The sequence below is a fragment of the Streptomyces sp. C genome (genome assembly GCF_000158895.1).
Lineage (GTDB): Bacteria > Actinomycetota > Actinomycetes > Streptomycetales > Streptomycetaceae > Streptomyces > Streptomyces racemochromogenes.
In genome coordinates this window covers 6,929,062-6,930,292 of sequence record NZ_GG657750.1, presented here as the reverse complement: position 1 = coordinate 6,930,292, position 1,231 = coordinate 6,929,062, and the positions used below count along the sequence as shown (strand labels likewise).

Sequence of the window (1,231 nt, the reverse complement as noted above, 5' to 3'; positions counted from 1 at the left end):
GTACTCCGCTCACCGAACTCCCCCTCCGCGTGGCCGCTTCGGGCCGCCTCGCCGTACTGTCCGGCGCCATGCTGCCACGCGGCCGTGATCACCGTACGAACGACCGTACACAACCGGCCAGTTCCCGGGACCGCCCGGTCAGCGAAGGCGGCCCGGGCCGGCCGGGTCAAGGCGTACGGTCTCCACCCAGCCCGGTGGATTCGGAGCCCCCGCACCGATCAGCGCGGCGATCAGCCGGCAGGACGGGGACTCCTCGGGCCAGGGGGTGATGCCGTCGGTCAGCACGACGACGATCGACGGCCGGTCGGGCCGGGCCAGCGCGGCCGCGATGCCCACCCGCATGTCGGTGCCGCCGCCCCCGGCCAGCGTCACCTCCCCGGCACTGGCCACCCGGCTCACGGCGTGCACGTCGGCGTCGCAGGCGAGCACGGTGACCCGGTTGCCGCCCACGCCCACCTCGCGCAGCACCCCGGTGACCTCGGCGAGGGCGGCGGCGAGTTCCGCCTCGCCCATGGACCCCGAGGTGTCGATGACGACCGCCACCCTGGGCAGCGGCCGGCGCAGGCTCGGCAGCACCACCCGGCCGCCCAGCGCGGGCGTGCGGCGCGAGGGCCTCCGGTACGTGTAGTCCACCGCCCCCGCGGCCCAGGCCGCGGCCTCCCGCACCGCCCCCGACAGGGCGCGCCGCCAGTCGACGGCCGGCTCCAGCACCCGCTCCGCCCAGCGCTTCCCATCCGGCGGGCACGCTCCCCCGGCCCCGCGAGCGCAGGTGGGCGCGTACGGCCTGGGCGGTCTGGCGGCGCAGGGCCTCCGCCTCCACCGGGCCGATCCCGGCCGTGGCGTGGCCGGAGCCGCCGCCGAGTTCCCAGGGCGCCGCCCTGCCGTGCGCGCCCGAGCCGCAGTCCACGGTGTGCGGGGGCGTCGGCGGGATGCCGGGCAGGTAGCCCTCGAACATCCCGCCCTTGGGCAGGCCGAAGAGGCCCGGCTCCATCCGGCCGGCCGGCAGTACCAGCCCGTCGGCGAGGAGGTCGTCGTTGATCTCGCAGTCCTGGGCGATGTTGATCCGGAGCGGGTCGCGCTGGTCGGCGGGCGGCAGCCGGTCGGCGCGGCCGTGGTGGTCGCGCAGCAGGTGGGCCACCTCGTGGATCCACACCCCGGACAGTTCGGGGACGGGGGTGCGTGCCACGAACTCCGGCGCCACGTAGCAGCGCCAGTGCCGGTCGACGCCCAT

1 protein-coding gene and 1 pseudogene are annotated in these 1,231 nt (G+C 76.9%); both read right to left on the bottom strand.

What is annotated here, in order from left to right:
* Nucleotides 1-138 precede the first annotated feature (138 nt).
* A complete protein-coding gene (locus SSNG_RS44240; protein WP_241695157.1) occupies nt 139-711 on the bottom strand; it encodes a VWA-like domain-containing protein in 573 nt (190 codons plus the stop codon).
* A 340-nt stretch (nt 712-1,051) separates the two neighbouring features.
* Nucleotides 1,052-1,231, bottom strand: a pseudogene (locus SSNG_RS44235) (hypothetical protein); the annotation flags it as partial.